This window comes from Microbispora siamensis (assembly GCF_016863095.1).
In the GTDB taxonomy this organism is placed as follows: domain Bacteria; phylum Actinomycetota; class Actinomycetes; order Streptosporangiales; family Streptosporangiaceae; genus Microbispora; species Microbispora siamensis.
Genome location: NZ_BOOF01000009.1, coordinates 254,931 through 278,249, shown reverse-complemented (window position 1 = coordinate 278,249; position 23,319 = coordinate 254,931). Strand labels below are relative to the sequence as shown.

Genomic DNA, 23,319 nt, shown 5'->3' with positions numbered 1-23,319 from the left:
AGCGACACACCGAACCAGGAACAGCTCCCCGGCACCCTCACCGCTTAACCTGCAGAAGCGGATCACGCGGTGGCAGGCTCATACACCACCTCCGTGGACGTGACCGGCGTGACGGCGCTTGCGCTCGCCGAGCGGCTCGCGGTGGCGCTGGCCCGGCACAACGTGCCCAGCTACGTGTATCCGCTGGGAAAGTGGTGGGTGGCCGTGTCGGTCTGGCGCGGCTTGGTCGCCCATACCAACGGAGAGATCATCTGGTGGACGCCTCCGCATCCGAGCCGCCGAGGGCAGGCTCTGCTCACCTACGCGCTCGCTCCGGACAGCGCTGCCAAACGGATCAGCGATCACTATCTCCTGGTTCGGGCTCGTCACCCTGATCCGTCCCCCTACCTCGCCGAAATCCACGGCCCGCAACAGGTCAATGTGATCGCCGGGCCTGCCTGAGACCGGGCGCGGCGGCACGATGACCTCTTCGCCGGGTTGAGGAGGTTGCCCCCGTATCGTGCCGCCGCGAGCCCTTCCCGGGGCTACGGCCCTGGCCCAGTCCTCCCCCTGCCCCCGATAGCTGCCGAACCCAGTGGCCCGACCGAGGGGTCAACGCCGTCTTCGCGTGTCCGTCCGCCAGCGTCGTACAGCGCAACCCACACCCAACGGGAACAGACGGCGTTGACGCCGACCGAGGGTCACGGACACTGAGGCAGCGGGGGCAGGGGGAGATACGGTGCTCAACCCTCCTGAACGTCCGGAGTGGAGCGGCCGGCGCAACGCCGTAGGCGCCCGAAGGGCCGCGAAGCGGTTGGGCCGGCGGCGGAGCGGTGGGCGACGGCGCGTGTGTGATCGGCGGGTTCGGTCGGTACGGCCTGGCGCTGGTTGCGGCGGGGCGGCCCGAGCCGCCGACGTCCGGGACCGGCCGGAGAGCCGGACGCCCGGACGGCGGGCGGGCGTGGGGCCGCCAGCGGCGGCGCGGAGCGCCGTCGCCTTGAACCAGTAAAGAAACTTTGAGCCACCTACACCCGAAGGGCTGCGAGTGCTCCCGGTTCGGCGGTGTCATGGTCGCTGACGGATGCGGCCTCGAAGCGGTCGCCGGGGGCTTCGATCTCGGTGAACTCCAGCGGGCGGCCGTGCTGGCTGAGCATGACCCGACGCACGACCAGCAGGGGTGTTCCGATCGGCTCCATGCCGAGGTCCTCGTAGGTCTCGCCGTAGGGCATCCGGGCGTGGACGGCGGTGGTCCAGCGCAGCGGCCCGTGCTGCCGCTCCAGGTGGGCGTAGTAGTCCTCGGGCTCGACGTGGGATTCGATCTCCCGGCCTGAGCCTTCACCTTTGATCGTCGCGACCTGGTCGGCGAGCACGTACGAGGACAGATGGATGCGGGCGCGGGTCTTGGTGTGCTGCCAGTAGGCGTAGCGGTAGACGACCATGGTTCCCCGGCGTACCGCCAGGATGTCGGCTCTGCTGCCCTCGGCGGTCATGAACAGCGCCGAGTTGGGCGTGACCTTGCTCTGGGCGCGTTCGGCCTCGCTGGGGACGGTGACGTATTCCCATCCTTGCTTGGCGGGGTCGTAGGCCGGGCTCAGCAGGTCCTCGTGGTCCGGCCAGCCGGTGAGGAGCAGACGGCGGTCGGGGGTCGGGCGGACGAATGTGCCGCGGCCGTGGGCGACGGTCAGTAGTCCCTCGCCGGCGAGTTGGGCGATGGCCTTGCGGATGGTCGGCCGGGAGGTGGCGTACTCGCTGATCCATGTGACCGAACACGTAGCACGTCTTGGACTACCTGCCGGCAACGAGGTAAGGAGGTCAACGATGAACGAGGAGGCAAACCCGGCGTCCACGAATGGACCGGACGCCCACCCCGAATGGCTCACCGACATGGTCCGGGTCCTCAACGACCCCGGCTATGAGCGGTGGCGCTCCATGGTGGCGGCAACCGGCGGTTGCTCCCACCCCGTGCACCTGGCCGGTGAATCGCACGTGATCGACGCGGCGACCGGCGAGGTTCTGCACTCCTACCGGACGGCCGACGAACCGTCCGGGCACCTGCTGGTCGCGTGCGGGAACCGCCGCGCGTCGGTCTGCCCCGCGTGCTCGGAGGTCTACCGGGCCGACACCTACCAACTCATCCGGGCGGGCCTGTCCGGCGGCAAAGGCGTGCCGGAACAGGTCAGCGAACACCCTCGCGTGTTCGCCACCCTCACCGCGCCGTCCTTCGGGCCGGTTCACACACTGCGCGAGCGCAACGGCAAGACGCTGCGCTGCCGCCCCCGCAAGAACGCAGGCACCTGCCCCCACGGGAACCCAGTGGGCTGCCCAGGGATCCACGGCGCGGGTGATCAGCTACTCGGGCAGCCCATCTGCCCGGAGTGCTACGACTACCCGGGCGCGGTGCTCTGGCAGGCGCACGCGGGCCTGCTGTGGCACCGCTTCACCCTCGGCCTGCGCCGGGAGATGGCCAAGATCGCCGGGATCAGCCGCACCTCCTTCACCCGGCAGGTCCGGCTGTCGTTCGCCAAGGTGGCCGAATACCAGCGGCGCGGCCTGGTCCACTTCCACACCGTGATCCGGCTCGACGGCCCGGACGGCCCGGCCGACAGGCCACCCGCGTGGGCGACCACCGACCTGCTCAGCGAAGCGATCCCGCTGGCCGTCCGCGCGGTCCAGATCCCCACACCGGACAGCGCCATCGGCACCCGCCTACTCGGCTGGGGTGACCAGCTCGACATTCGCCCCATCCTCCTGTCCCGACACCTGGACGGCCTCAGCGAGGAAGCGGTGGCGGGCTACATCGCCAAGTACGCCACCAAAGGCGCGGAAGCCTCCGGAACAGTCGATCACCGCCTGTCCTGCGGCACCTGCGGCGGACGGGGCCGCCCCCGGGCCGGGGCCTGCTGGTCACCTGCGCCCGCTGCAAGGGGACCGGCCTCAAACCGGGGCTCGACCTGGAGGCGCTCCCCGTCACCGACCACGCCCGGCGCATGATCCGCACCTGCTGGGACCTCGGCGCGCGGCCGGAGCTCGCGGGCCTCCGCCTCCGGCCCTGGGCGCACATGCTCGGCTTCCGGGGCCACTTCTCCAGCAAGAGCCGCCGCTACTCCACCCGCCTCCTCGACCTCCGGCAGGCACGCACCGACCACCGCGCCAAGGAGGCACGTGAACGCTACGGCCTGCCCGGACCCGGCGAGGAGACCACGCTCGTCCTCGCTCACTGGCGATTCGCCGGCAGCGGCCACACCCCTGGTGAAGCCGTCCTGGCCGAACAGCTCCGCCAGCGCATCGAACTAGCCCGGAAGATCGCCGCGCAGCGGACGGCCGAATGACCGAACTTGGGAGCGACGACCGGCGGCTCTACCGCGTCCTGACGCGATGCGCCTGCTCAGCCTGAGCCGCAGCGTGATCTACGAGCAGATCCGGGCGGGCCGCCTGCGCACCGTCCGCCAGGGCCGTGCCCGGCTCATCCCGGCCTCGGCCATCGACGACTACATCTCCCTACTCGAACAGGAGGCCAAAGCATCATGACCGCACGACGCAGCCGGGGAGACGGCGGCCTGCACTGGGACGAACAGCGGCAACGCTGGATCGCCTCGGTGACGGTCGGCTACTCCCCCGCAGGAAAGCGCATCGTCAGGAAGGCGAGTGGCAAGACCAAGACCGAAGCCAAGGAGAAGCTCAAGGAGATCCTGCGTGATCTCGATGACGGTCTGTCGGTCGGCCCGGCCAACTACACCGTCGCGGACGCCGTACAGGACTGGCTGAGGTATGGCCTGCACGGGCGGGACGAGGCCACCGTACGGACCTGCACGTACCTGGCCGACAAGCATGTGATCCCGGCGCTGGGGGCTCGCAAGCTCCGCGAGTTGTCAGCGGAGGACGTGGACCGATGGCTGGCCGACAAGGCGAAGACCCTCAGCACCCGGACCCTGCGGGACATCCGGTCCGTCTTGAAGCGGGCCGTGGACCGCGCGCAGGCACGTGACAAGGTCAAGCGGAACGTGGTCCTGCTGAGCGAGGTCCCCAAGGGTAAGGAGGGGCGTCCGTCCAAGTCGCTCACCTTCGACCAGGCGGCGGCCATCCTCGACGCGGCGGAGGGTACGACCATGCACGCGTACATCGTGCTGTCCCTCCTTCTCGGCGCCCGTACCGAGGAACTGCGGGCGCTCACCTGGTCACGGGTGGACCTGGACGGGAAGCCGGATGCCACTCCCCGGGTGCCGCCATCCATCATGGTCTGGCACTCCGTACGGACCGGAGGAGACACGAAGACCCGCAAGTCGCGGCGAACGCTGGCACTGCCCAAGCGGTGCGTGGAGGCGCTGCGGCTCCATCGGGAGAAACAGGAGAAGACGCGGCAGAGGGCCGGCGCCAAGTGGCAGGACCTCGACCTCGTCTTCGCCGGAGGAACGGCGCTCAACGCGGGCAACGTCCGCCGGGCCTTCCGGACCGTCCTCAAGAAGACCGACTGTGAACCCCGACGACTGGACGCCTCGGGAGATGCGGCACAGCTTCGTCTCGCTGCTGTCCGACAGCGGTATGCCGCTGGAGAACATCTCCCGGCTCGTGGGGCACGGCACGACGATCGTGACCGAGACCGTCTACCGCAAGCAGCTCCGCCCGGTCCTGCTGGACGGCGCGCAGGCGATGGACGATCTCTTCCCCGCCCGGGAACCGTAGTCACTCAGTTAGTCACTCGGAAGATCAGAAGAGGCCACCCGCGTGGTGGCGGATGGCCTCTGAGCTGTGTGGGCGATACTGGGATCGAACCAGTGACCTCTTCGGTGTGAACGAAGCGCTCTCCCGCTGAGCTAATCGCCCGGGATCGTCTGCGCCTTGCGGCGCCGACGGGGAAAACCATACCGCACTCGAGGGGGTGATGGCGAAAGCACGGCCCGGTCGGCTCGATCGTCCCGCCTTCGTCAACACCTTCGAAAGGTTCGCCAGACCGTCCCCGGCGTGGGGGTGTGGTGTCATAGCATCGTGATGCTCCATGCTCGACCTATACGCACGACCTGAGATCATTCGCCCGCAATGGCATCGCCGGCGCGGCCCCGCCGACACGCAAAGCAGAGGTAAGGACAAGCCTGTTGGTGATGTTTGAGCTGGTAGATGACCGAATGTCAAGCTGTGATGTGCGTTACAGAAGGGCCTGGAGGCGGAATCTTTCCTACGGGTCTCTTCGTTCGCCTCGTAGCACGAGCGCCCGGCGAGGCCCGACCGCACAGTGAAGACGCAGTGAAAGCCCCTGACAGGGGACCCGACGACGAAAAGGTTTGGCTGACGATGAACAGCACCACCGTCTCTGCCGAGCTAGGCCTTCGGCTTGTGGTCCCCGACCGTACGACCGTCCCCCTGCTCGCCGGCCTGAGCTACACGGCCGAGGATCCGTACGCCATTCGGATGGCCTTCCACGTGGGGAATGACGAGCCGGTCGAGTGGATCTTCGCCCGCGAGTTGCTGACCGTGGGCATCGTGCGGCGCGTGGGAGACGGAGACGTCCAGGTCTGGCCGGCCCGGTCGGACGGCGAACGGACGCTCAACATCAGTCTCACCTCGCCCTTCGGCCAGGCCCTGTTCGAGGTGCCCCTGGCCCCCCTCACCGAGTTCCTGCATCGGACCTACGAGCTCGTCCCCGCCGGCCGTGAGACCGACTTCATGGACCTGGACGAGGAGCTCACCAACATGCTGTGGAGCTCCTAGGGACTAGCCCAGCCTGCGCTGGATGCCCCGCATCCGCGCGATCTCGATCTGCTGCCCGGAGACGACGTCCTGGGCCATCGTCCACATGGCCCGGTCCCGTCCCCGGCGCAGTTCCTGCGCCGCCATGCGCACCGCGCCCTCGTGGTGCCGGATCATCAGCGTGAGGAACAGCGTGTCGAAGGCCCGCCCCCGTGCCGTACGCAGCCGGGTGAGCTCCTCCTCGCTCGCCATGCCGTAGCCGCCCGCCCCGTGACCGTGCGCCGGCGGAGGGGTGCGGCCCAGCCCCCGCAGCCACGACTCCATCACGGCGATCTCCGGGCGCTGCCCGTCCACCACGCGGTCCGCCACCGCCGTCACCAGCGGGTCGCCGGTACGCGCCGCGGCCAGCCCCGCCATCTCCAGCGCCTGCCGGTGATGCGGGATCATCGCCTCGGCGAACCGTACGTCCGCCGCCACCGGGCCCGCCTCCGCCGACGGGCGGGCAGACGCCGGACCGGACTGCCCGGGAGCGCCGGGGACGATCACCGGGGCGTCGGCGCGCGCCGGTGGAGTGGCCCCGGACGAGCAGGCGGCCAGCGCCGGCCCAACTGCCAGCACAACCGTTACCAATCCGGTCCGCACCGGCCGCGGGCTCGACATAACTTCCATAGTGGGCGATGATCCGCGGGCATGGGGGCGATGTGAGCAGACCGAGGCTGAAGGCCGCGCTGGTGGCGTCCGTCCTCCTCCTGGCCCCGGCCTGTGCCTCCGGCGAGCCCGCGCCGTCCCCGACGGCCGCCCCGACCGGCATCCCGGGGCAGGACGAGATCAGGCACAGCCCCAACATGACGCTGGTCGCCAACGTCCCCCTGGCGGCGCCGTTCGACGGCCCGGACGATTGGGGCACCGACCTGGCGTTCCAGGGCCGCTACGCGTTCGTGGGCAACTACCGGGGCTTCACGGTGCACGACATCGGCGACCCCGAGCATCCCAAGGCCGTCGCCCGGGTGGAGTGTCCCGGCGGGCAGAACGACATCTCGGTCTCCGGCGACCTGCTGTTCCTGTCGGTGGACGAGCCCCGTACGGACGACACCTGCGCGAGCGACGCCGGAGACCCGGCGGCCGCGGGAGCGTGGGAGGGCATCCGCGTCTTCGACATCTCCGACAAGGCCCACCCGCGCTACCTGAAGTCCGTACGCACGGAGTGCGGCTCCCACACGCACGCGATCGTGCCGGGCAGGGACGCCGGCACGGTCTACCTGTACGTCTCCTCCCCCGGCCCCGAGCCGGACACGACGAACTGCGGGCCGCCCCACCAGAACATCTCGATCGTGGAGGTCCCCGTCGGCGACCCCGGGAAGGCGCGGGTGGTGGCCAAGCCCGAACTGTTCGCGGGCAGGCCGGCGGGCGAGGAGGAGACGGGCGGCTGCCACGACATCACCGTCTACCCGGAGAAGCACCTGGCCGCGGGCGCGTGCTTCGGCGACGGCGTCCTGCTGGACATCTCCGACCCGGTACGTCCCGAACTGCTGCAGACCGTGCGCGACGAGAAGAACTTCTCCATCTGGCACTCGGCCACGTTCAACAACGAGGGCACCAAGGTGGTCTTCAGCGACGAGATGGGCGGCGGGATGGCCGCCACCTGCCTGCCCTCTGTCAGCGCGACCAAGGGCGCGGACGCGATCTACGCGCTGACGCCGGAGCGCAGGCTCGTACGGCAGGGCTACTTCAAGATCCCCCGGGCCCAGGGCGCCGAGGAGAACTGCGTGGCCCACAACGGCGCGCTGGTCCCCGTCCCCGGCCGCGACGTGATGGTGCAGGGATGGTACATGGGCGGAGTCTCGGTCTGGGACTTCACCGACTCCGCCCACCCGCAGGAGATCGCCTACTTCGAGCGCGGGCCGCTGCCGCCGGATCTCCATCTCGGCGGCTCCTGGTCGGCCTACTACTACAACGGCTACATCTACTCGAGCGACATCACCAAGGGACTCGACGTGCTGCGCCTCGACGACCCCCGCACCGATCCCGCCAAGGCCGTACGCCTGAAGGAGCTCAACGCCCAGAGCCAGCACGCCTACTGATGATCATGGGTCGAGGTCGGCCGCCGAACGCTCGGCGAAGACCTTCATGGCCTCCAGCGTGATCGGCCCGGGCGCCTGCGGCAGCACCTTCCCGTCCACGGCCCTGATCGGCTGGATGTCGCGGGTCGTGGAGGTGAGGAACGCCTCCTCGGCCTCGTACAAGGCCGAGATCGGCACGTCGGCCTCCTCTCCGCCGCACCATTCGAGGGTGAGCGCGCGGGTGACGCCGGCCAGGCAGCCGGAGGAGAGCGTCGGGGTGACCAGGCGCCCGCCGGTGACGATGAAGATGTTGCTTCCGGTGCCCTCGCACAGGTTCCCGGCGAGGTTCTCGAAGATCGCCTCGGCGCCGCCGCGCTCCTTGGCGTACGCCAGGGCCTTGGCGTTGTCGCCGTAGGAGGTGCTCTTGACACCGGCCAGCGCGCCGCGCTCGTTGCGGGGCCAGGGCACCACGGTGACGTCGGCCGTGGCGGGGAACGGCGCCTGCTCGCCCACGATGACGATCGCGTTCGTGCCGGCCGACCCCCGGTCGGAGCCGAGCGGGCCCGGGCCGCTGGTGTAGGTGATCCTGATGCGCGCCAGCGGCCACTTTGGCGCGGCCGCCAGGCAGCGGCGGACACCGTCGGCGATGGCGGCGAGGTCGGGCTCGGGCAGGTCCATCCGCTTGGCCGACAGCGCCAGCCGGTCGAGGTGGCGGGTCAGCGCGAAGGACTCCCCGTTCACCGCCTTGACCGTCTCGAACACGCCGTCGCCGACCATCAGCCCGTGGTCGTACACCGAGACCACGGCCTTGTCGAGCTCGTACAGCTCCCCGTTCACCCAGATGGGTACAGACATCTCCTGCTCCGTTCGTTACCGATGTCGCGGCCCGCCCGCGGACGCGAGGCCGATGAGCCGGGCGGCCTTGAGCTCGGTCTCGTGCCATTCCCGCCGGGGGTCGGACCCCCAGGTGATGCCCGCGCCCGTACCGAACCGGATCGTGTCGTGCTCGATCCAGAAGGTGCGGATGCCGACCGCCAGCGCCCCCTCGCGCCGGTCGGCGTCGACCCAGCCCACGGCCCCACAGTACGGCCCGCGGGGCTCAGGTTCGAGCTCGTTGATGATCCGCAGCGCCGACGACTTCGGCGCTCCGGTCACCGAACCCGGAGGGAAGGTGGCGGCGAACAGCTCCGGCCAGCCGGCGTCGCCGACCAGCCGCGCCCGCACCGTGGACACCAGATGCACGAGCCCGGGGTGCTCCTCGACCGCGAACAGCGAGGGCACGGTCACAGAGCCTACCTCCGCCACGCGGCCGAGGTCGTTGCGAACGAGGTCGACGATCATGAGGTTCTCGGCGTAGTCCTTGTCGAGGAGATCGTCGGCCGTCACGCCGGTGCCCTTGATCGGCCGCGACTCGACCACCGCACCACTCCTGGACAGGTACAGCTCCGGCGAGGCCGACACGACCGTCAGCCCCGGCACGCCCACCACGGCCGCGTACGGCGCGGGATTGCCCTCGGCCAGCCGTACGGCGAGGGCGAGGGGGTCCACGTCCGGAGAGGGCAGCGGCGCGGACAGGACGCGACAGAGGTTGGCCTGGTAGACCTCCCCCTGCTCGATGTAGTCCCTGATCCGCTGGACGCCCCGCTCGTACCCCTCCCGGTCGAGGGACGTGGCCCAGGCGTCGCGGGCGGGTCCGCGCCACGGGCCGCGCGGCCGGGGCAGCGGAGCGGGCCGGACCGTGTCGAACCGCGCGCAGACGACCTTCCCCTCGTACGACACGACCACCGCCCACCAGCCGGAGCCGTCGAGGGCGGACAGGTCGGTGGTCACCTCCCGCAGGCCGGTGGCCAGATGCCCCCCGATGTGGGCGAAGCCGTCGTACACGTGTCCATTCTCCCGCCCCTGTGCCGGAAACACGTGCCGTCCCCGTGGCTGCCCGGCCGAAGCCATGAATCAGACGGCCTGGCGAGCCAGCAGGCCGAGCAGCGCGCGGGCGGCCGGGAGCGGGGCCGTGCGCGGCAGGGCGCCGTACACGGTGCGGCGCGGCGCGAACTCGCCGAGCGACCGCAGCGCCACGTCCCCGCGTACGGCGGGCGCGGCCATGGCGGGCACCAGCGTCACCCCGAGCCCCGCGGCCACGTAGCCGAGCTTGCCGGTCCACTCCCCGATCCGCAGGTCGACCCTGGGCGCGAAGCCGGCCCGGGCGCAGGCGGCGCCGAGCATGGTCACGGTGCCGGGAGGCGCGCCCTCGATCCAGCTCTCGTCGCGCAGGTCGCGCAGGTCCACCTTCTCGTACCCGGCCAGCGGGTGGTCAGCGGGGAGGGCGACGAGCAGTTCGTCCTCCATCAGGCGGGTGACCTCCACCTCGGGACCCGCCCCCAGCCCGGAGGGATAGTCGCTCACCACCGCGATGTCGATCTCCGCCCGGCCGAGCCCGTCCATGAGCGCGGTGCTCAGGCCCTCCACCATGCTGACCGCCACCTCGGGGCGGGACGCCCGCAGCTCGCGCAGGGCGGCGGGGACCAGCACGGCGTTGGCCGTGGCGAACGCGCCGACCCGCAGCCGCCCGCCGGTGCCCTGGTGGATGGCGGAGAGCTCCTCCCCCGCCCGGCCGAGCCGCTCCAGCACCTCCCGGGCGTAGCGGTGCAGCGTCCGGCCCGCGGGCGTCAGCCGCACTCCGCGGGGCAGCCGCGCGAACAGCGGGCCGCCCGCCTGGGCCTCCAGGGACGCGATGCGCCGGGACACGGCTGACTGGGTGTAGTTGAGCTGCACCGCGGCGGCCGTGAACGACCCCGTACGGGCCACGACGTCGAGCAGCACAAGCGCGTCGGTGTCGAACATGCTCCGATCCATGAGCGAGGGGAATGGGTGTCATGCAATCTAGTCGCTGGTGGAATGACTTGTTCCTCCCATAACGTCCAGGACATGATTGCTTTTCTTGGCTTGGGACGCATGGGCGTCCCGATGGCCGGCCGCCTCGTCGTCGCCGGTCACAAGGTGGCCGTGTGGAACCGTACGCCACGGGACGTGCCGGGCGCGGAGGCGGCCCCCTCGCCCGCCGCTGCCGTCGCCGGAGCGGACGTCGTGATCACCATGCTGAGCGATCCGGACGCGGTGTCCGAGGTGGTGCGGGCGGCGTTGCCGGGGCTGCGGCCGGGGTCCCTGCTGGTGGAGATGTCCACGATCGGCCCCGACGCCGTGCGGCGGCTGCGCGGCCTGCTCCCCGAGAGCGTTGGCCTGGTCGACGCGCCCGTGCTCGGCAGCGTGGGCCCGGCCGCCGAGGGCACGCTGGTCGTGCTCGCCGGGGGCCGCCGCGAGGACCTCGACCGGGTGTCGGACGTGCTGCGGGTCTTCGGGACGGTCCGCGAGGCGGGCGGGCCGGGATCGGGCGCGGCGGCCAAGCTCGCCGTGATGAGCGCGCTGGTGACCGCCCAGGTGGGGCTGGCCGAGACACTGGCCTACGCGGACGACCTCGGGGTCGGCCGCACCGCCCTCCTGGACGTCCTCGGGGCGACGCCCCTGGCCGGGCTATCGGAGCGGCTGCGGCCGGTGGTCGAGTCGGGCCCGTTCGAGACGCGGTACGCCCTCGGCCTGGCCGCCAAGGACCTGCGCCTTGCCACGGAGGGGCCGGGGAGGCGCCAGACGGTGACCGCCGCCGCCCGCGACCTGCTCTCGGGGGCGGTCGCGGCCGGGCTGGCGGGGCACGACCTCACCGCCGTCGTCCCGTTCGCGGCGTCCCGGGCGGCGGGGACCCCCGCGTCGAAGGAGGTGCGGGCGGTCGACCCGCCCTCCGTCCCGGCGACCAACGGGTACTACTCCCACGCCGTACGCTTCGGCGACCTGCTGTTCGTGTCCGGGCAGGTGGCGCTGGGCGAGGACGGGAAGGTCGACGGCGAGGGCGACATGACCCGGCAGTCCGAGGTCGTGATGGAGAACCTGGGCCGGATCCTGGCCGACCAGGGCTCGTCGTTCGACCGGATCCTGCACATCAGGACGTTCCTGACCGACATGGACCGGCTGCACGAGTACGGCGCGGTCCGCAGCCGGTTCGTCACCGGCGAGCCGCCCGCCAGCACCACCGTGGAGGTCGAGCGGCTGTTCCGGCCCGGGCTGATGATCGAGGTCGAGGTGGTCGCGGCCCTCTGAGGCCTGCCGCCCTGTAAGGCCTTACGCCAGGGGGCCGGCGACGGATTCGGCGGCGGCGACCACGGCGCCGCTCTCGACGAGCCGGACGACCGCTTCGATCTCCGGCGCGAGGAAACGGTCCGGCCCCGGCCCGGCCACCGGCTCGCGCAGCGCCGCGACGACCGCGCCCGTCCCCGGCGCCGGCGCGTACGGCGCGCGCAGGTCGAGCGCGCGGGCGGCGGTCAGCAGCTCGATCGCGAGCACGCGGGTGAGCCCGTCGACGGCGCGGCGCAGCTTGCGGCCCGCCGACCAGCCCATCGAGACGTGGTCCTCCTGCATGGCCGAGCTCGGGATCGAGTCCACGCTCGCCGGCACCGCCAGCCGCTTGAGCTCGGACACGATCGCCGCCTGGGTGTACTGCGCGATCATGTGCCCGGAGTCCACCCCCGGGTCGTCGGCGAGGAACGCCGGGAGGCCGTGGCTGCGCGCCACGTCCAGCATGCGGTCGGTCCGCCGTTCGGAGATCGAGGCCAGGTCGGCCACCGCGATGGCCAGGAAGTCCAGGACGTACGCCACCGGGGCGCCGTGGAAGTTGCCGTTGGACTCCACCCGCCCGTCGGCGAGCACGACGGGGTTGTCGATGGCGCTGGCGATCTCGCGGGCGGCGACGGCCGAGGCGTGGGCGAGGGTGTCCCTGGCGGCGCCGGCGACCTGGGGGGCGCAGCGCAGGGAGTAGGCGTCCTGAACGCGGGTGCAGGAGCCGTCGCGATGGGAGGCCATGACACCAGAGCCGGCGAGCAGCGTCCGCATGTTGGCCGCCGCCAGGGCCTGGCCGGGATGGGGACGCAGCGCCTGCAGGTCGGCCGCGAACACGTAGTCGGTGCCGAGCAGCGCCTCCACGCTCATCGCGGCGCTGATGTCGGCGGTGGTGAGGAGCCGCGACAGGTCGTGCAGCGCGAGCACCAGCATGCCGAGCATGCCGTCGGTGCCGTTGACGAGCGCGAGCCCCTCCTTGGCGGCCAGTTCGACGGGCTCGATGCCGTGCTCCTTGAGCGCCTCCGCGGCGGGCCGCAGGCGTCCCTCGGCGTCCCTCACGACGCCCTCGCCCATGATCGTCAGGGCGACGTGGGAGAGCGGGGCGAGGTCGCCCGAGCAGCCGAGGCTGCCGTACTCGTGCACGATCGGGGTGAGCCGGGCGTTCAGCAGGGACTCCAGCACCCGGGCCGTGGCCGGGCGCACGCCGGTGTGCCCGGTGGCGAGCGTACGCAGGCGCAGCAGCATCATGGCCCGCACGACCTCGGTCTCCACCTCCGGCCCGGAGCCGGCCGCGTGGGAGCGGATGAGACTGCGCTGGAGCTGGGCGCGGAGCGCGGGGTCGATGTGCCGGGTGGCGAGGGCGCCGAAACCGGTGGAGACGCCGTAGGCCGGGGTGTCGGCCTCCGCGAGCTCCTCGACCCTCCCCCGCGAGGCGGCCATCTCGGCGATCGCGTCGTCCGTCAGGCGGACCTGTGCCCCGTACCTCGCGACCCGGACCACGTCGTCGAAGGCGAGCGGTCCCGGGCCGACGGCCACGACCTCGTTGTCGTGCATCGTCCCACTCTTTCACGTCGTGCCGCTCGCGCCCTGCGCGCGTGGCGAGTAACCAGCGTACCTCAGCTTAGGTCCTTACATCCAAAGATCCTCTCCAGTCCCTCCCGCCCCGGGCCTGTCAGCCGCAGGGCGCGGGGCACCGTGCCGCGCACCAGCCATTCCCGCGCCAGGAGCCGGTCCAGGACCGCGGCGCCGAGCGCCCCGCCGAGGTGCGGGCGGCGCTCCAGCCAGTCGAGGCAGTCGGGGGCGAACCTGCGGCGGGCGCGGCGCACCCGCTCCACGTCCACGCCCAGCTCCGTCAGCGCGTCCGCGCCGCTCGCGGTCAGCAGGCAGCCGCCGTCGGCCTCGACCAGACGCCCCTCGCGCACCAGCGCGTCGTACAGTTCGACCCCGACCCGGCCGGCCAGGTGGTCGTAGCAGCTACGTGCCTCCCGGAGCAGCCGGGCCTGCCGCGACTGCCGCAGGGACCGTACGGCGACGCGCCCGCTGATCCGGGCCAGCACCTCCAGAGTGCGGGCGACGTCGGGGCCGGCGAGGCGGTAGTAGCGATGCCGCCCCTGTTTGACCACGGTCACCAGGCCCCCGTCGAGGAGCCGGGCCAGATGGGAGCTCGCGGTGGGGGCGCTCACGCCCGCGATCCTGGCCAGCTCCCCCGCCGCCAGCGCCCTGCCGTCGAGCAGCGCGGTGAGCATGGCGGCGCGGGCGCCGTCCGCGATCAGGGCCGCGACGGGGGCGATGTCGGCGTCTCCCGCGATCTCGGCGTTCCCCGCCGTTTCGGCGTTCCCCGCCATCTCGGCCGTCGCGGCGTGTGTGCGGTCATGTGTGACGGACATGTGTCGACGCTAACGCGGGGACGGTTCGACGGAGCTGGAAGCATCTGCCGGAACTCGCGGCGTGAGCAGGGGGAACGCCGTTGATTTGGGGAGTCGGCGGAAGATTGGATAAGGTCTTCCCGTGAGCCCGGCCGGACAGAGCCGGGGACGCGGAAGTGGCTCAGTGGTAGAGCATCACCTTGCCAAGGTGAGGGTCGCGGGTTCGAATCCCGTCTTCCGCTCGGAGCTTTACACGGTGGAGTGGCCGAGAGGCGAGGCAGCGGCCTGCAAAGCCGCGTACACGGGTTCAAATCCCGTCTCCACCTCTTGGGTTTCCAAGGGCGATTAGCTCAGCGGGAGAGCGCTTCCCTGACACGGAAGAGGTCACTGGTTCAATCCCAGTATCGCCCACCACGCAGTACGGCAGAGGCCGGATCCCCCAGGGATCCGGCCTTTCGCGCGTCCGGCGTCGGGGTTGCGCCTGCTGCCGGGGGCGGTCCGGACGTCGACCACCTCCCGCACACCGGCAGCCTGCAGCAACGGGATCAAGGGAAGGCATGGCGACGGGACGGCCGCCCGGGCACGCCGGGCGGCCGGTTCCCGCACGTCGCGCGGGTCAGTCGGCGCGGGCGGAGAGCTCGTCGAAGAGCTCCAGCGCGGCCTGCCGTACGTCTGCGGGCGAGATGCCGTTCAAAGTGCTGCGTGCGTGATCGGCGTCACGGGTCGTGGCGAAAGTGATCGCGACCGACTTGGCGGCCGCGTGGCGCAGCGATCCGGTGGGCGCGCTGTCGGCCAGTGCCTCCGCGCTCGCGGCCAGGTCGAGGTTGTCTTTGCCGAACGGAGTGGTCAAAGCGTTCTCCTGGGATGATGGCGGCTTGGCCCATTATCCGCGATGGCCCCCGCGTGCGGTGCGGCACCCCGCGTTGTTCGCGTGTCCCCGTCCTGTTTCACCGTTCGGTCCCCCGTTGAGCGTCCGGCGAGGCGGGTCCGAACGACGAGGTCGTGCAGGGCGTCGTGGGCCGACGGGGCGTCCGGCAGCGCGGAGGCGTCCCGGGCCTCCTCCAGGCGGGCGGTGAGCGCGTCGAGATCGGCCGCGAGCCGTTCCCCGCCGGGCGCGCCGTCCGGCAGCCCGCCGTGCTCGGCCGCCCGCTTGGCCTCCACCAGGCCGGGCAGGTACGGCGGCCCGCCGTCGAGGAGCAGGGTGAGGTCGGCGACGAGCTCACCCGCGCGCATGAGGTGGATGCCCGTCAGCAGCACCCGGAACGCGTAGAGCAGCGGCTTCAGCTCCCCCGTACGGTCGAACAGCCGCCGCTGGGTGCGCGCGAAGCCGAGGTAGTGGTGGGCGTGGTGCCGGGTCAGGCACCCCCGCGCGAGGGCGCGCATCTCCTCGTGCAGCGGGGAGGTGGCCACGACCAGCGGCGACAGGAGCTGCTCCAGCACGTAGCCGTTGCGGCCGAGCAGCAGCCGGCAGAACTTGGCGAGGTCGTGGGTCACAAGGTCGACCTCCACGCCCTCGCGGATCCACGAGCGGGTCACGGTCTCCTCACCCGTGCGCAGGCCGACGACCTCCTCGGCCGGCAGCACGTGCACGCCCCGAAGGTCCACGTCCGAGTCCACCGAGGGGAACCCGTACAGATGCGCGCCGCTCACGGTGGCGAACGCGAGCGGGTGCCGCTCACCCGCGGCCACCTCGGGCAGCCAGGACGGCAGCACGGCGGTCACGACGCCTCCCCTCCCATTGCCTCCCCTTTCATCACGGTCACAGCGCCGACCTCCGTACGTCGATCAGGAACTCCTCCACGGCCGCCCGGTCCGGCCGCTCCGGCAGCGCGCTCCCGGCCCGCCCGTCCAGCTCGGCGAGCAGCCGCCCGCGCCACTCCAGTACCTCGGGCCAGGGCGCCTCCCCCCGCCGTACGGCGAGCAGCCGGTCGCGGTGTACGCCCACCTCGACCAGTGGCTCCCCGTGCCCGGCCAGATGGGCGGCGCCCAGCAGCAGCCGGATCATGTGCATGGCCATCTTCCAGCGCCTGCCGTCGCCGCCCGGCCGGGGCGGGTCCTCCGGCCCGAGACGGCGGAACTGCCGGTCGGCCGATCCCGCGAACGCCCGCTCCGCCTTCACGGACAGGAACGCGCGGCGCAGCGCCAGCAGCCGCTCGCCCACCGGGGTGACCAGCTCCACCAGCGGCGACCACAGGCACTCCAGCGCGGCCGGATTGCCCTCGAGCGCGAGCACGCAGAACCGCTCGACCTCCCACGAGAGCTGCTCGGGCAGCGGCCCCTCCACGTGGTCGGGCGGCTTGTCGAGCCGCCAGAACATCGGGGTGGGCGTCACGAACACGCCCCGCCTGTCGACGTCCGACTCCTCGGTCTCCAGCCCGTACGCGCGCGAGCCGATGACGACCGACAGGACGGTGCCGCCGGGAGCCCTCAGGGTCATGTCGCCGGATCTTGTCACGAAGGTAGGCTCCCGGTCCGGGACGCGGAAAGGTAGCGATTTAATGGCCGACTTCGGACATGAGCTGTGGTTCGGGGCGTTTCTCACGCCCGACGCGGCGGGGCATCACCGGATCGTCCGGCAGGCCGTGCTGGCCGACGAGATCGGGCTCGACATCATCGGCATCCAGGACCACCCCTACCTGCCGGCGTTCCTCGACACCTGGACGCTGCTGTCCACGCTCGCGGGGCGCACCGAGCGGGTGCGGCTGTTCCCCGACGTGGTGAACCTGCCGCTGCGGCCGCCGGCGGTGCTCGCCAGGGCCGCCGCGTCCCTCGACATCCTGAGCGGGGGCCGGGTCGAGCTGGGGCTCGGCTCCGGGGCGTTCTGGGACGGCATCGCGGCCATGGGCGGCCCGCGCCACAGCCCTGGCGAGGCCGTGGACGCGCTGGAGGAGGCCATCGGGGTCCTCCGCGCGCTGTGGACCCCGGGCGACGGGGGCGTACGGCTCGACGGCAGGCACTACCGGCTGGACGGCGCGCGGCCGGGGCCGTTCCCCCCGCATCCGATCGGGCTGTGGCTCGGCGCGTACAAGCGGCGCATGCTGGAGCTGACCGGGCGGCTCGGCGACGGGTGGGTGCCCTCGTCCGGGTACGCCGCGCCCGGCGAGCTGGGCGCGATGAGCGAGATCCTGGACGCCGCGGCCGAGCGGGCCGGGCGCGACCCCGCCGAGATCCGCCGCGTCTACAACATCGAGGGCCGGTTCTCCGGCGTCGCCGGGGAGGGGTTCCTGGACGGGCCGCCCGCCCTGTGGGCCGAGCGGCTCACCGAGCTCGCGCTCCGCCACGGCATGAGCGTGTTCGTGCTGGCAGTGGACGACGACAGGGACCTGAAGGTCTTCGCCGAGGAGGTCGCCCCCGCCGTACGCGAGGCCGTGGCGCGCGAGCGCGAACGGGGATCACGGCCGGACGCCGCGGGCCCGGCCGGGACCGCGAAGGTGACACCGGCGCGGGCCGTGCTCGACGAGGGCACGCGGCCCCGGCTGCCCAAGCGGGACATCGCCGCGCTCACGCCGCAGCAGCAGGCGAACGGCCGGCGGCTCGTGCTCATCCACGACCACCTGCGCCGGGAACTGACCCAGATCAGGGACGCCCTGGAGCAGGTCGCCGCGGGACGCTCCGACGCCGCCGCGCTGCGCTCGCTGATCAACGAGCTCACCATGCGGCAGAACTACTGGACGCTCGGCACGTTCTGCGCGTCGTACTGCCGCCTGCTGACCACCCACCACACGATCGAGGACGAGCACATGTTCCCGATGCTGGCGGCGGCGCAGGAGTCGCTGGCGCCGGTCGTGGCCCGCCTGGAGCAGGAACACGAGGTCATCGCCGGCGTGCTGACGGAGCTGGACGCCGCCCTCGTCGCGATGATCGAGGACCCGGACCAGCTCGACGGCGTACGCGACCAGGTGGACCTGCTGTCCGACGTGCTGCTGTCGCACCTGCGCTACGAGGAGGAGGAGCTCGTGGAGCCCATCGCGCGCCTCAATCTGGACATCTGACGCCTCGCGAGGTGGACGCGCTTCCAAGAGCCGACGAGCTCCTGTGACGGCGGTGACACGGACTGCTCACGGGGAGGCGCGTTTCGCACCACAGGACGACGCGGTTCTGGAATGATCTCGAGGAAAACCATCGGACGTCGAGAGACCGTGACTGATGCCCCCCATTGACCAAATAACCGCCTTCGCGTCGGCCCATACGGTCGAAACGATCCTCATCAGTGTCATCGCCCTGGTCTTGCTGGTCCTGGCCTTCTTCGCCCTGCGCGCCCTGATCCGCCTGTTCCGCCGCTGGGCGGCCGGCCGGCCCACCGAGGACGTTCTCACCATCGTCGCCGCCAGCATCGCCACAGGCGTCTCCGCACAGGGCATGTGGCGCTTCTCCGGCGACGTCCTCGGGTTCGACGGGCCGCTGCGGCTTCTGCTGTTCGCCTTCATCGAGGTCGCCGTCATCACCAGCGCCGTACGCGCGCGCCGCAACATGCGGGAGAACTACTCGGCCGGCATCGACGGTCTGGCCGTGTGGGTGCTGACGTCCCTGTCGGCCGTCCTGTCGAGCATGGACGCCCGCAGCGTCGCCGAGGCCGTCTTCCGTCTCGCCGCGCCGCTCGTGGCCGCCTGGCTGTGGGAGCGCGGCATGGCCATCGAGCGGGTGCGCATCACCGGCCGGGGCCGCATCAACTGGCGGCTCACCCCCGAGCGCGTGCTGGTCCGGATCGGCCTGGCCGAGGCGAGCGACCGTACGGCGAGCGAGGTGGACGCCCACCGCAGGCTCACCAGGGTGGCGCTGGCCGCCAAGCGGGTCCGCGCGCTGCGCGAGGCCGGGGCGTCCGACCGCAAGCTGCGCGCCGCGATGGCCAGGCTCGACAAGGCGATGGACCAGGCCGTGGAGTACACCGGCCTGGCCGTGGACGAGAAGCGGCAGGAGGCCCTGCTGTCCCAGATCGGCGCGCTCTACAACACCTCGGCGCTGATCGACCTCGCTCCGCCGGTCCCCTGGGCGCCCGAGCCCGAGCAGCCCGCTCCCCCGGCGCTGCCCGCCGCGGCCATCGCCGAGCTGATCGACGACGAGGAGGAGGACGTCCCGGCCGAGCCGGCGCCGCCCGTCGTCGACACCGCCCAGCGCGCGGCTCAGCTCCGGGCCGCCCGGCAGTACTGGGACCAGCAGATCGCCCGCAAGTACGTCCCCCGGGCCGCCGACATCGCCCAGGAGGTGGGCATCCCGCTCCTCGTGGCGAAGGAGTGGCGGGCGCTGTGGAAGCTCGAACCCCAGGCGTACGCGCTGATCGAGGCGGCGTACCGGGAGCACGGGATCGTCGACACCGGCACGTTCCCGGCCATCGAGGTGCCCGAGCGCGAGCGCGTGCTCGTCGTGAACGGCTCCGCCCCGGGAGCGGCCGCGCACGACTCCTGACGGGGAGCCCGCCCGGCTTCACCGACGGAGACGGGGCGGCGGGACCGGACCGACCGGTTCCGCCGCCCTGTCGCTTTTCCGCGTCGTGGACCTGGGCGCGCATGGCCGGCGCGCTGGTGGCGGGCACCATGGTGCGGCCGGTGCCGACCAGGATCCGGTCACCGGTGACCTTGCTGGACGCGGCAGCACCCTCGGGTGAATCCGCGCTTTCGCTGTCAGTCGCCGCGGCCGGCCGCGCAGCTCACCGGAGGTGGCGCGGGCAAAGTGATCGGCTGCTGCCGCCGGTACTGTTCCAGGTCGACGAGGTTCCCGTTGATCGCGTTGCGCCTCTGCAGTTCCGCCCAGTACACCGGGTCGAGGAAGATCGCGGGGTTCCACTGCGACTGTGTCAGGTCCGTCCGTTGCCCCAGGTACAGCACGGCGTCGGCCAGCTTTCCCAAGGGGACGCCGCACAGCCGCGGCGCGTCCATGAACTGTCCCGCGTCGGTGGATTCCAGCCAGCTGCCCGAGCACGGGACCACGGTGCGCCGTGGACAGGTCACCAAGCGGGGATGGCTGCCGGCCACGATCACGTAGACGCGCTGGCCGGTCTGTTCCTCGATCAGCGGGACTCCGTGATCGGCGTTCTGTCCTGGCTCCGGCGAGTGCATCACGTGCCCGCTGCCGTAGCAGATCAGTGCCCGGCGTCTCTTGGCGAGCACTTCCCGTTCCACCACTGACGCCATGTGGGCGTCACGCTGGGCGAGAAAGACATCCACCTGGTCTTGGGTGGTGATGTGGGACCAGTCGATCGGCGGATCCCCGAGCAGCACCCGGATCCTTCGCTCCGCGGGCAGCGTCCAGTTGACGGCGCGGACGGTCCGGAAGAACTGTTCACGGATCGGCTGGTCGCCGGTGGCCACGGGCGACTGCGTGGTGTTCCGCCAGACCTGCCGCAACACTTGGTCGTCGACGGCCGCACCGGCGACGAACCGGTCAACGATCGGCTGGTACAGCGCGTTGCCGAACTCGACGACGATGTCGTCGACGACCTGCGGCAACCGCGGATCTGCAAGCAGCATCTGCTGCGCGTCACCGTGTTCCTGCTGGCCGTGTGACTCACCGATCGCAACGAGCCGGTGGCGCTCGAAGGCCGCGAGCACCGCCTGGGTGAGGTCCCGTGCGGCCGCGTCGGCCCTGCCCGTCGAGCCGGTCGTCAGCAGTCCGCCGCCGCTGCCCACCGAGCTGGTCGTCAGCAGTCCGCCGGCTGCCGTACCGGCACCGGTGACGGCGAGGAACCTACGCCGCGTCAACCGTGGATCTCTCACGTCTGGTCCTTTCCGAAGGGGATTCGCTCGTGTGACGGACACCGTGCTCACGGGTCGTGCCTCTCGTGGACGCCTCTCCGGGATGGTTGTACGGCACGGCCGGTGTCGCCCGGGTGTCAGCGGCTGACACCCGGCCGACACCGGATCCCTGGCATCGTGAGCAGTGCGGTCGCGCCTGCCGAACGCGGCACCGCCAACGAGAAGGAGGACGGTCGTGCGAGTTCTGGTCGTCGAAGACTTCGAGGTTCTGGCCAGGACGATCGGTACCGGGTTGCGCCGCGAGGGCATGGCGGTGGACGTCGTTCTCGACGGCGACGACGCTCTGGCCCACCTGGCCGGCACCCGATACGACGTGGTGGTGCTGGACCGTGACCTGCCCGGCACACCCGGCGACGACGTGTGCCGTCACATCGCCGCCGGCGGCGCCGGGTCGCGGGTGCTGATGCTCACCGCCGCAGGCACCGTGCGAGACAGAGTCGAGGGCCTGGGTTTGGGCGCCGACGACTACCTGCCCAAACCGTTCGACTTCATCGAACTCGTGGCCCGCGTGCGCGCGCTGGGGCGCCGCTCGGCGCCCGCCGTGCCTCCGATCCTCCAGGCGGAGGATCTGACCCTGGACCCGAGCCGGCGGGTGGCCTTTCGCGGCGGACGGCGCTTGGAGCTCACCCCGAAGGAGTTCGCCCTGCTGGAATGCCTGCTCGCTGCAGGTGACCGGGTCATGTCCTCGGAGGAGTTGCTGGAACGGGTCTGGGACGAGGCCGCCGACCCGTTCACCACGGCCGTCAAGACGACGGTGCGCCGGTTGCGGGCCAAACTCGGCGAACCGCCGGTGATCGAAACCGTCCGTGAGGGCGGCTACCGGATCGGAGTCCCGCGATGAGTCCCGCATCGGACCCGATGGTGACCGGCCGCGCCGACCGCGCCCGGCACCGCCTGCGCCGGCCGTCCCTGCGCGCGCAGCTCACGGCACTGTACGCCGGCCTGGTTCTGGCCGTCGTCGTCCCGATGCTGCTGTTCGCCGGCTTCCTCTTCGGGAGGGACCAGATCCGCCTGCGGGCCGGGGACACCGCCCCTCCTCCCGACACGGCCCTCCAGCGGGCCGATGCCGCGCTCGTGATCACCGCGATCATCGTCGTGATCCTCACCGTACTGATCGCGTGGTGGCTGGCCGGGCGCTTCCTCCGCCCGCTGCGGGCCATGACCGTGACCGCCCAAGAGATTTCGGCCACCAACCTCAACCGCCGGCTGGGCCTGCGCGGCCCGGACGACGAGCTGACCAAGCTGGGGCGCACCCTCGACGACCTGTTCGAGCGGCTGGACTCCTCGTTCACGGCGCAGCGCAACTTCGTGGCCAACGCCTCGCACGAGCTGCGCACCCCGCTGGCCGGTCAACGCGCCGTACTCCAGGTCGCACTCGCCGACCCCGACGCGAGCGAGGCCAGCCTGCGAGCCGCGTGCGAGGAAGCACTCGGTCTCGGAGAACGGCAGGAACGTTTGATCGACGCCCTGCTCACATTGGCGGAAGGACAGAAGGGCCTCGATCACCGGGAAGTGGTCGACCTGGCTGACGTCACCAAGGAGGTGATGCTGTCGCGCCGTGCGGAGGCTACCCGGCGAACCATCACGGTTCAGGCGTCGCTGGACCCGGCACCGATCAGCGGTGACCCCGACCTGATCACCAGCATGATCGGCAACCTGGTCGACAACGCGCTCCATCACAACGGTCCCGGCGGACACGTCACCATCGCCACCGGACTCACGAATGGTCGCGCCCGCCTATCGGTCGGCAACACCGGCCCTACCATCCGATCGCAGGACCTACGACGGCTTTTCCAACCGTTCCAGCGACTCGGTACCCAGCGAACCCACACCGCCGACGGCCACGGACTGGGCCTGGTCATCGTGCAGGCCGTCGCCGAAGCACACGGCGCGCAGCTGACGGCCCACCCGCGCCCCGGGGGCGGCTTGGACGTGGCGATACTGTTCGGCTGATTCCACCCGGCCTACGCCTCGAAGCGGAAGCCGGCGGCGCGGGACCCGAGCATGGGCCGGGATCTCACGCCGGCGACGCCATGGCCTGTTCGCGGCGCGCGACGGCCGGCATCAGGGCGAAGGCGAACACCGCCCACAGGATCCCTGTCGCGGCGCAGGCCCACCACAACATCCCGGCCTGGAACAGTACGGCGCCGACGGCCGGGCCGGCGAAGCGGGCGACGGCGGTGGTCCGTGGGGGCCGACACCGTTCCCGGCTGAGTCGTCTGCCCCCCCTGCGCGGGGCCTCCCTGTAGGTTCCGGCCGGCTTCCGGTCGCCGCCCGGAGGACGCGGGTGGCGGGGTCGCTTTCCCGGCATAGCGGGGCAAG

General features: G+C 71.6%; 23 protein-coding genes and 4 tRNA genes. 15 read left to right on the top strand and 12 right to left on the bottom strand.

All coding sequences use genetic code 11. The annotated features are described in order from the left end of the window. Positions 1-93 precede the first annotated feature (93 nt). Complete coding sequence (locus Msi02_RS11220; RefSeq protein ID WP_204048264.1) at positions 94-441, top strand: hypothetical protein; 348 nt, start codon at positions 94-96, stop codon at positions 439-441. Positions 442-1,004: 563 nt separating this feature from the next. Here the strand turns inward: Msi02_RS11220 and Msi02_RS11215 are convergent. Continuing rightward, a complete protein-coding gene (locus tag Msi02_RS11215) occupies positions 1,005-1,778 on the bottom strand; it encodes a GntR family transcriptional regulator (protein ID WP_204048263.1) in 774 nt (257 codons plus the stop codon). 19 nt (positions 1,779-1,797) lie between these two features. Between Msi02_RS11215 and Msi02_RS11210 the strand changes: the two genes are divergently transcribed. The 4 genes from Msi02_RS11210 to Msi02_RS43115 all read left to right on the top strand — a co-directional run bounded on the left by Msi02_RS11210 (position 1,798) and on the right by Msi02_RS43115 (position 4,659). After that, positions 1,798-2,970 (top strand): replication initiator, encoded by a 1,173-nt coding sequence (locus Msi02_RS11210; RefSeq protein ID WP_239108300.1) that lies wholly within the window; start codon positions 1,798-1,800, stop codon positions 2,968-2,970. Further along, a complete protein-coding gene (locus Msi02_RS43125; protein WP_239108299.1) occupies positions 2,967-3,308 on the top strand; it encodes a replication initiator in 342 nt (113 codons plus the stop codon). The genes Msi02_RS11210 and Msi02_RS43125 overlap by 4 nt, the downstream gene beginning before the upstream one ends. 46 nt (positions 3,309-3,354) lie before the next feature. Further along, on the top strand, positions 3,355-3,507 hold the full coding sequence (locus Msi02_RS11205) for a helix-turn-helix domain-containing protein (RefSeq protein WP_204048262.1): 153 nt from the start codon (positions 3,355-3,357) through the stop codon (positions 3,505-3,507). Positions 3,508-4,449: 942 nt separating this feature from the next. Continuing rightward, a complete protein-coding gene (locus Msi02_RS43115) occupies positions 4,450-4,659 on the top strand; it encodes a site-specific integrase (protein WP_239108298.1) in 210 nt (69 codons plus the stop codon). 69 nt (positions 4,660-4,728) lie between these two features. On the opposite strand, the gene Msi02_RS11195 is transcribed toward Msi02_RS43115, so the two are convergent. Next, positions 4,729-4,800: transfer RNA gene (locus Msi02_RS11195), tRNA-Val, on the bottom strand. Positions 4,801-5,265: 465 nt separating this feature from the next. On the opposite strand from Msi02_RS11195, the gene Msi02_RS11190 reads away from it, so the two are divergent. Then, positions 5,266-5,682, top strand: a complete 417-nt coding sequence (locus Msi02_RS11190; RefSeq protein ID WP_036329836.1) for an SsgA family sporulation/cell division regulator — start codon at positions 5,266-5,268, stop codon at positions 5,680-5,682. Positions 5,683-5,685: 3 nt separating this feature from the next. Here Msi02_RS11190 and Msi02_RS11185 read toward each other — a convergent pair whose 3' ends face one another. Then, entirely contained in the window at positions 5,686-6,279 is a 594-nt protein-coding gene (locus tag Msi02_RS11185; RefSeq protein ID WP_239108297.1) for a DUF305 domain-containing protein, read from the bottom strand. Between the two features lie 83 nt (positions 6,280-6,362). On the opposite strand from Msi02_RS11185, the gene Msi02_RS11180 reads away from it, so the two are divergent. Continuing rightward, positions 6,363-7,742 carry an LVIVD repeat-containing protein gene (locus Msi02_RS11180; protein ID WP_239108296.1) on the top strand — a complete coding sequence of 460 codons (1,380 nt, stop codon included), beginning with the start codon at positions 6,363-6,365 and terminating at the stop codon, positions 7,740-7,742. Positions 7,743-7,745: 3 nt separating this feature from the next. Here Msi02_RS11180 and Msi02_RS11175 read toward each other — a convergent pair whose 3' ends face one another. The 3 genes from Msi02_RS11175 to Msi02_RS11165 all read right to left on the bottom strand — a co-directional run bounded on the left by Msi02_RS11175 (position 7,746) and on the right by Msi02_RS11165 (position 10,562). Beyond that, the gene (locus tag Msi02_RS11175) at positions 7,746-8,576 is read right to left on the bottom strand and encodes an aminotransferase class IV (RefSeq protein WP_204048259.1); all 831 of its coding nucleotides are present in this window, start codon (positions 8,574-8,576) and stop codon (positions 7,746-7,748) included. Positions 8,577-8,591: 15 nt separating this feature from the next. Continuing rightward, on the bottom strand, positions 8,592-9,605 hold the full coding sequence (locus tag Msi02_RS11170) for a chorismate-binding protein (RefSeq protein WP_239108295.1): 1,014 nt from the start codon (positions 9,603-9,605) through the stop codon (positions 8,592-8,594). A 69-nt stretch (positions 9,606-9,674) separates the two neighbouring features. Then, a complete protein-coding gene (locus Msi02_RS11165) occupies positions 9,675-10,562 on the bottom strand; it encodes a LysR family transcriptional regulator (RefSeq protein ID WP_204048257.1) in 888 nt (295 codons plus the stop codon). Positions 10,563-10,646: 84 nt separating this feature from the next. Here Msi02_RS11165 and Msi02_RS11160 point away from each other — a divergent pair, with 84 nt between their 5' ends. Continuing rightward, positions 10,647-11,867, top strand: coding sequence for an NAD(P)-binding domain-containing protein (locus tag Msi02_RS11160; RefSeq protein WP_204048256.1), 1,221 nt, complete (start codon positions 10,647-10,649; stop codon positions 11,865-11,867). Positions 11,868-11,888: 21 nt separating this feature from the next. Here the strand turns inward: Msi02_RS11160 and hutH are convergent, their stop codons facing one another. Continuing rightward, positions 11,889-13,436, bottom strand: coding sequence for a histidine ammonia-lyase (hutH, locus tag Msi02_RS11155; protein ID WP_204048255.1), 1,548 nt, complete (start codon positions 13,434-13,436; stop codon positions 11,889-11,891). 62 nt (positions 13,437-13,498) lie between these two features. Then, complete coding sequence (locus tag Msi02_RS11150; protein WP_239108294.1) at positions 13,499-14,269, bottom strand: ArsR/SmtB family transcription factor; 771 nt, start codon at positions 14,267-14,269, stop codon at positions 13,499-13,501. A gap of 149 nt (positions 14,270-14,418) precedes the next feature. On the opposite strand from Msi02_RS11150, the gene Msi02_RS11145 reads away from it, so the two are divergent. From Msi02_RS11145 to Msi02_RS11135, 3 genes are all read left to right on the top strand, one after another. Further along, positions 14,419-14,490, top strand: a tRNA-Gly gene (locus tag Msi02_RS11145). A gap of 13 nt (positions 14,491-14,503) precedes the next feature. Further along, positions 14,504-14,574: transfer RNA gene (locus tag Msi02_RS11140), tRNA-Cys, on the top strand. 13 nt (positions 14,575-14,587) lie between these two features. Continuing rightward, a tRNA-Val gene (locus Msi02_RS11135) sits at positions 14,588-14,662 on the top strand. 202 nt (positions 14,663-14,864) lie between these two features. Here Msi02_RS11135 and Msi02_RS11130 read toward each other — a convergent pair. From Msi02_RS11130 to Msi02_RS11120, 3 genes are read right to left on the bottom strand one after another with little or no spacing between them, the layout of a single operon-like run. Beyond that, the gene (locus Msi02_RS11130) at positions 14,865-15,098 is read right to left on the bottom strand and encodes a hypothetical protein (RefSeq protein ID WP_079319924.1); all 234 of its coding nucleotides are present in this window, start codon (positions 15,096-15,098) and stop codon (positions 14,865-14,867) included. Continuing rightward, positions 15,095-15,970: a nucleotidyltransferase domain-containing protein gene (locus Msi02_RS11125; protein ID WP_204048254.1), complete on the bottom strand. Its 876-nt coding sequence runs from the start codon at positions 15,968-15,970 to the stop codon at positions 15,095-15,097. The genes Msi02_RS11130 and Msi02_RS11125 overlap by 4 nt, the downstream gene beginning before the upstream one ends. A gap of 37 nt (positions 15,971-16,007) precedes the next feature. Beyond that, the gene (locus tag Msi02_RS11120) at positions 16,008-16,685 is read right to left on the bottom strand and encodes a nucleotidyltransferase domain-containing protein (RefSeq protein WP_204048253.1); all 678 of its coding nucleotides are present in this window, start codon (positions 16,683-16,685) and stop codon (positions 16,008-16,010) included. A 61-nt stretch (positions 16,686-16,746) separates the two neighbouring features. Between Msi02_RS11120 and Msi02_RS11115 the strand changes: the two genes are divergently transcribed. Further along, entirely contained in the window at positions 16,747-18,240 is a 1,494-nt protein-coding gene (locus tag Msi02_RS11115) for an LLM class flavin-dependent oxidoreductase (protein ID WP_204048252.1), read from the top strand. 154 nt (positions 18,241-18,394) lie between these two features. Continuing rightward, the gene (locus Msi02_RS11110; protein WP_204048251.1) at positions 18,395-19,651 is read left to right on the top strand and encodes a hypothetical protein; all 1,257 of its coding nucleotides are present in this window, start codon (positions 18,395-18,397) and stop codon (positions 19,649-19,651) included. A 215-nt stretch (positions 19,652-19,866) separates the two neighbouring features. On the opposite strand, the gene Msi02_RS11105 is transcribed toward Msi02_RS11110, so the two are convergent. Further along, entirely contained in the window at positions 19,867-20,871 is a 1,005-nt protein-coding gene (locus Msi02_RS11105) for a hypothetical protein (RefSeq protein WP_204048250.1), read from the bottom strand. Between the two features lie 301 nt (positions 20,872-21,172). Here Msi02_RS11105 and Msi02_RS11100 point away from each other — a divergent pair, with 301 nt between their 5' ends. Together Msi02_RS11100 and Msi02_RS11095 are read left to right on the top strand one after the other, a co-directional pair. Next, on the top strand, positions 21,173-21,838 hold the full coding sequence (locus Msi02_RS11100) for a response regulator transcription factor (RefSeq protein ID WP_204048249.1): 666 nt from the start codon (positions 21,173-21,175) through the stop codon (positions 21,836-21,838). Positions 21,839-21,855: 17 nt separating this feature from the next. Continuing rightward, complete coding sequence (locus Msi02_RS11095; protein WP_204048248.1) at positions 21,856-22,950, top strand: sensor histidine kinase; 1,095 nt, start codon at positions 21,856-21,858, stop codon at positions 22,948-22,950. Positions 22,951-23,319: the final 369 nt, after the last annotated feature.